General features: G+C 69.9%; 4 protein-coding genes. All 4 read right to left on the bottom strand.

Going from position 1 to position 6,318, the window contains the following annotated elements; all coding sequences use genetic code 11:
• Positions 1-115 precede the first annotated feature (115 nt).
• The 4 genes from rpoB to rplA all read right to left on the bottom strand — a co-directional run bounded on the left by rpoB (position 116) and on the right by rplA (position 6,245).
• Complete coding sequence (gene rpoB / locus O2W15_RS08845) at positions 116-3,610, bottom strand: DNA-directed RNA polymerase subunit beta (protein WP_269179133.1); 3,495 nt, start codon at positions 3,608-3,610, stop codon at positions 116-118.
• 549 nt (positions 3,611-4,159) lie between these two features.
• Complete coding sequence (gene rplL / locus O2W15_RS08840; protein ID WP_269162926.1) at positions 4,160-4,549, bottom strand: 50S ribosomal protein L7/L12; 390 nt, start codon at positions 4,547-4,549, stop codon at positions 4,160-4,162.
• A gap of 18 nt (positions 4,550-4,567) precedes the next feature.
• Positions 4,568-5,185, bottom strand: coding sequence for a 50S ribosomal protein L10 (rplJ, locus tag O2W15_RS08835; RefSeq protein WP_269162925.1), 618 nt, complete (start codon positions 5,183-5,185; stop codon positions 4,568-4,570).
• 343 nt (positions 5,186-5,528) lie between these two features.
• Positions 5,529-6,245 carry a 50S ribosomal protein L1 gene (rplA, locus tag O2W15_RS08830; RefSeq protein WP_269162924.1) on the bottom strand — a complete coding sequence of 239 codons (717 nt, stop codon included), beginning with the start codon at positions 6,243-6,245 and terminating at the stop codon, positions 5,529-5,531.
• Positions 6,246-6,318: the final 73 nt, after the last annotated feature.

Here is a 6,318-nt window from a genome sequence, read left to right as displayed (position 1 = left end):
GCTGGCCCGGCTCACCGCCGCGGCGTTCGGGCTGTCCCGGGTGACCGACGCCCGGCGGGACGCCCTGCTGGCGCTGCAGCCGGCCCTGACTCGGTCAGGGCCGGCCGGCGGCCGATCAGACGTCTTCGACGGACGACGGCTCGCGACGGCTGAGGTCGATGCCCAGCTCCTCCGCGGCCCGGAAGACCTCGTCGTCGGTGTCACGCAACTCGATCGCGTTGCCGTCGCTGGAGAGGACCTCCACGTTCAGGCAGAGCGACTGGAGCTCCTTGAGCAACACCTTGAAGGACTCCGGGATGCCCGGCTCCGGGATGTTCTCGCCCTTGACGATCGCCTCGTACACCTTGACGCGGCCGAGGATGTCGTCGGACTTGATGGTGAGGAGCTCCTGCAGCGCGTAGGCCGCGCCGTAGGCCTGCATCGCCCAGCACTCCATCTCACCGAAGCGCTGACCACCGAACTGCGCCTTACCACCGAGCGGCTGCTGCGTGATCATCGAGTACGGCCCGGTCGAACGGGCGTGGATCTTGTCGTCGACCAGGTGCAGCAGCTTCAGGATGTAGACGTAGCCCACCGAGATCGGCTCGGGGAAGGGCTCCCCGGAGCGGCCGTCGAACAGCCGCGCCTTGCCGGTCTCCTTGACCATCCGGTTGCCGTCGCGGTTCGGGACCGTCGAGCCCAGCAGGCCGATGATCTCCTCCTCCTTGGCACCGTCGAAGACCGGCGTCGCGGTGCGGGTGCCCGGCGCGGCCTGGCGCGCAGCGCCCGGCAGCTTGGCCGCCCACTCCGGGGAGCCCTCGACCTCCCAGCCGGTCTTGGCGATCCACCCGAGGTGGGTCTCCAGCACCTGGCCGACGTTCATCCGGCCGGGCACGCCCAGCGGGTTGAGCACGATGTCGACCGGCGTGCCGTCCTCGAGGAACGGCATGTCCTCCTGCGGGAGGATCTTGGAGATGACGCCCTTGTTCCCGTGGCGGCCGGCCAGCTTGTCGCCGTCGCTGATCTTGCGCATCTGGGCCACGTAGACCCGGATGAGCTCGTTCACGCCGGCGGGCAGCTCGTCGCCGTCCTCGCGGGAGAAGACCCGGACGCCGATGACCTTGCCGGACTCACCGTGCTTGACCTTGAGGCTGGTGTCGCGCACCTCGCGGGCCTTCTCACCGAAGATCGCCCGCAGCAGCCGCTCCTCGGGGGTCAGCTCCGTCTCGCCCTTGGGCGTGACCTTGCCGACGAGGATGTCGCCGGGGACGACCTCGGCACCGATCCGGATGATCCCGCGCTCGTCGAGGTCCGCGAGGACCTCCTCGGAGACGTTCGGGATGTCCCGGGTGATCTCCTCGGCACCGAGCTTGGTGTCGCGGGCGTCGACCTCGAACTCCTCGATGTGGATCGAGGACAGGACGTCGTCCTGCACGAGGCGCTGCGACAGGATGATCGCGTCCTCGTAGTTGTGACCCTCCCAGGGCATGAAGGCGACGAGCAGGTTCTTGCCCAGCGCCATCTCGCCCTCGTCGGTGCACGGGCCGTCGGCGACGACCTGGCCCACCTCGACCCGCTGGCCCTCTTCGACCACCGGGCTCTGGTTGATCGAGGTGCCCTGGTTCGAGCGCTGGAACTTCAGCAGCCGGTAGGTCTGCCGGGTCCCGTCGTCGGCCATCACGGTGACGTAGTCGGCGGTGGAGTCCTCGACCACACCGGCCTTCTCGGCCACCACGACGTCACCGGCGTCGACGGCGGCACGCAGCTCCATGCCGGTGCCGACCAGCGGGGCCTCGCTGCGCAGCAGCGGGACCGCCTGACGCTGCATGTTCGCGCCCATCAGGGCGCGGTTGGCGTCGTCGTGCTCGAGGAACGGGATCATCGCCGTCGCGACCGAGGTCATCTGCCGCGGCGAGACGTCCATGTAGTCGACGTTCTCCGGGGCGAGGTCGGTGGTCTCCCCGCCCTTGGTGCGGACGAGGACCAGGTCCTCGGCGAACCGGCCCGACGCGTCCAGCGGCGAGTTGGCCTGGGCGACGACGAAGCGGTCCTCCTCGTCGGCGGTCAGGTAGTCGATCTGGTCGCTGACGGTGCCGTTGACGACCTTGCGGTACGGCGTCTCGATGAAGCCGAAGGGGTTCACCCGGCCGAAGGAGGACAGCGAGCCGATCAGACCGATGTTCGGGCCCTCAGGGGTCTCGATCGGGCACATCCGGCCGTAGTGGCTCGGGTGCACGTCGCGGACCTCCATGCCCGCACGCTCACGGGACAGACCACCCGGGCCCAGCGCCGACAGGCGGCGCTTGTGGGTCAGGCCCGCGAGCGGGTTGGTCTGGTCCATGAACTGCGAGAGCTGGCTGGTGCCGAAGAACTCCTTGATGGAGGCGACGACCGGCCGGATGTTGATCAGCGTCTGCGGCGTGATCGCCTCGACGTCCTGGGTCGTCATCCGCTCGCGGACCACGCGCTCCATGCGGGAGAGGCCGACCCGGATCTGGTTCTGGATCAGCTCGCCGACCGTGCGCAGGCGACGGTTGCCGAAGTGGTCGATGTCGTCGACGCCGTGGTCGGGCTCGCCGGCGTGCAGACGCACGACGTACTCGATGGTGGCGACGATGTCGTCCTCGGTCAGCGTCGAGGTGCCCTTGGGGACGTCGACACCGAGCTTCTTGTTCACCTTGTAGCGGCCGACCTTCGCCAGGTCGTAGCGCTTCGGGTTGAAGAAGAGGTTCTCCAGCAGCGCCTGCGCCGACTCACGCGTCGGCGGCTCGCCCGGGCGCAGCTTGCGGTAGATGTCCAGCAGCGCCTCGTCCTGGCCGGCGAGGTGGTCCTTCTCCAGGGTGGCCAGCATGGTGGGCGACCACTGGAAGTGCTCGCGGATCCGGTCCTCGGTCCAGCCGAGGGCCTTGAGCAGGACGCTGACCGGCTGGCGGCGCTTGCGGTCGATCCGGACGCCGACGGTGTCGCGCTTGTCGACGTCGAACTCCAGCCACGCACCGCGGCTGGGGATGACCTTGGCGCTGTAGACGTCCTTGTCCGACGTCTTGTCCAGGCTCTTGTCGAAGTAGACGCCGGGGCTGCGGACCAGCTGGGAGACGACGACGCGCTCGGTCCCGTTGATGACGAACGTGCCCTTGCCCGTCATGACCGGGAAGTCGCCCATGAACACCGTCTGGCTCTTGATCTCGCCGGTGGTGTTGTTCATGAACTCGGCGGTGACGAACAGCGGCGCCGCGTAGGTCATGTCCTTGTCCTTGCACTCCTCGAGGGACGCCTTGACGTCCTCGAAGCGCGGGTTGGAGAAGGACAGCGACATCGAGCCGCTGAAGTCCTCGATCGGCGAGATCTCCTCGAGGATCTCGGCGAGGCCGCCGACGGCGTTGGCCTGGTCCTCGGGGGCGAGGGTGGCCTTCCACTCCGGGGCGCCGACCAGCCAGTCGAACGAGGCGGTCTGCAGGGCGAGCAGGTCCGGGACCTCGAGGGGCTCGCGGATCTTGGCGAACGAGACGCGGAGCGGCGCGCCGGGGATCTTCTGCTGGTCGGTGCCGCCGGTACGGGGACCGGGCTGGACGTCGACCGCGGTGGTGCTGGGATCAGTGGTGGTGGTGCTGGTGGGGCGAGAGCCTGCCAAGATGCGTCCTTTCGAGGACCTCACGACGTGCGGGCGGTGGGTGCAGTTCGTCCTGGGTCGTCGTCGTTGTCGGCGAGGCTGACCGCGGATGCCTGCCCCATCGGTACGGTCAACACGGGGTGACCCGGAGCCGTTCCCGGGCACCCCTCGTGACCCGTCTCGACGGGCTGGCAGTCAGAGGGCAGCGCAACAGGAGACCCTACCCCTGCTCAGCGCCGGTGTCCACGTCGGGCCGCCGGAGCGGTGGGGACCCACCCGCGAGGGGTGGCCGGCGCCCACCCGGCCCGAGGGACACGGGGCTCCAGCAGGAGCCCGGCGCCGCGGGATCGGGGGTGAGCGGGATGAGTGCCCTGCCGATGATGCCAGTGCCACAGCCCACGTGGGACCGCCACGCCGCGACCTGTGGGTGAACGAAGACCCCGTGGACCCCACCCGGCGACAGCGGCCGGGACGCACGACAGGGGCCGACCCACCGGAGTGGATCGGCCCCTGTCGTCAGTGCGGGGTGGTGCTACCCGGCCGCCACGGAGGTGGCGGCCGGGTGGGGGGTCACTTGACGGTGACGGTGGCGCCGGCGCCCTCGAGGGCGGCCTTGGCCTTCTCCGCAGCGTCCTTGGCGACCTTCTCCAGGACCGGCTTCGGTGCGTTGTCGACCAGGTCCTTGGCCTCCTTGAGGCCGAGGGACGTGAGGCCGCGCACCTCCTTGATGACCTGGATCTTCTTGTCGCCGGCAGCCTCGAGGACGACGTCGAACTCGTCCTGCTCGACCGGGGCCTCGGCGGCGGCAGCGCCGCCGCCACCGCCGGCAGCCGCGACAGCGACGGGGGCGGCGGCGGTGACCTCGAAGGTCTCCTCGAACTGCTTCACGAAGTCCGACAGCTCCAGGAGGGTCATCTCCTTGAAGGCGTCGAGCAGCTCGTCAGTGGAAAGCTTGGCCATGGTGTCTCCTTGAGGGGGTCAGTCGGTGCTGGCCGCGGAGTCCGCGGCAGCATCGGTCGTGTCGGGGGTGGTGTCAGCAGCAGAGTCGGCGGGAGCTGCGTCGTCCGAGGCGGCAGCGCCCTCGGCCGGCTTCTTCTCCTGCAGCGCGGCGGCCAGCCGGGCGACCTGCGACAGCGGGGCCTGGAACAGCCCGGCAGCCTTGGTGAGGTTGCCCTTCATGGCACCGGCCAGCTTGGCCAGCAGGACCTCACGGGACTCGACGTCGGCGAGGCGGGTGACCTCGGCAGCGTCGACCGTGCGGCCTTCGACCACGCCGCCCTTGATGACCAGCAGCGGGTTGGCCCGCGCGAAGTCACGGATGGCCTTGGCGGCCTCGACCGGGTCGCCCTCGATGAAGGCGATCGCGGTGGGGCCGTTGAGCAGCGGGGCCAGGTCGGAGTGACCGACCGAGTCCGCCGCCCGCTTCGTCAGGGTGTTCTTGACGACGGCGTAGCTGCTGCCCGCACCGAGGGAACGACGCAGCTCGGTGAGCTGCGCCACGGTCAGCCCGCGGTACTCGGTGAGCACGGCCGCGCTGGACTTCTGGAACCGCTCGGTGATCTCCTCGATCACCGCGGCCTTCGCCTGCGTGGGCATGGGCCTCCTCTCGTCTGTCGGGCGACCACCGGCGACGTGCGCCCGGGGCGATCGGGCCCGGAGACGAGGAACGCCCCGGCGCAGAGCGCACGGGGCGAGGGACGTTCACGGTCCGGGCGCTGAGCCCAGGCCGTGCCACGTTCGTCGAACCGTCCACCTGCGCGGGTCGCCCGGTCGATTCCGGACCTTCGATCGCACGCGGACGTGCGACGACCAGCGGTCTTGGGGGGAACAGCAGGAAGAGTACACGGCCCTGCGCCCCCCGACGCACGAGGGCCCCGCAGCGACGTGCGCTGCGGGGCCCTCGTGGGGACGGGGTCCGTCGATCAGACAGGTGCGCCGATCAGGAGGGCTCGTCCACGGTGAGGTTGCGGGTGCGGTTCGGGTCGACCTGGATGCCCGGGCCCATGGTGGTGGAGACGGTGACCTTGCGCAGGTACCGGCCCTTGGCCGCCGAGGGCTTGGCCCGCAGGACCTCGTCCAGGGCGGCGGCGTAGTTCTCCACCAGCTTGGCCTGGTCGAAGGACGTCTTGCCGATCACCAGGTGCAGGTTGGCCTGCTTGTCGACGCGGAAGTTGATCTTCCCGCCCTTGATGTCGTTGACGGCCTTGGTGACGTCGGGGGTCACCGTGCCCGTCTTCGGGTTCGGCATCAGGCCACGGGGGCCGAGGATGCGGGCGATGCGACCGACCTTGGCCATCTGGTCCGGGGTGGCGATCGCGGCGTCGAAGTCCAGGAAACCGCCCTGGATCTGCTCGATCAGGTCGTCGGAGCCCACGACGTCGGCGCCGGCGGCCTCCGCCTCGGCTGCCTTGTCGCCGGTCGCGAAGACGATGACGCGGGCGGTCTTGCCGGTGCCGTGCGGCAGGTTGACCGTGCCGCGGACCATCTGGTCGGCCTTGCGAGGGTCGACCCCGAGCCGGATGGCGACCTCGACAGTGGCGTCGTACTTGGTGGTCGAGGTCTGCTTGGCCAGACCGGCGGCCTGCAGCGGGCTGTACAGCGTGTCCGCGTCGACCAGCTCGGCGACCTTGCGGTAGTTCTTGCCGTGCTTTGCCATGGTGGTTCTCCTTCCCCCCGGAGCGGGGGTCGCGTGGTGCGCGGGCCTGGCGAGGCCCTCCCACGAGTGCTGT

This window comes from Modestobacter sp. VKM Ac-2979, assembly GCF_026967995.1.
Classification (GTDB): Bacteria; Actinomycetota; Actinomycetes; order Mycobacteriales; family Geodermatophilaceae; genus Modestobacter.
This window is presented reverse-complemented; position numbering and strand designations above follow the sequence as displayed.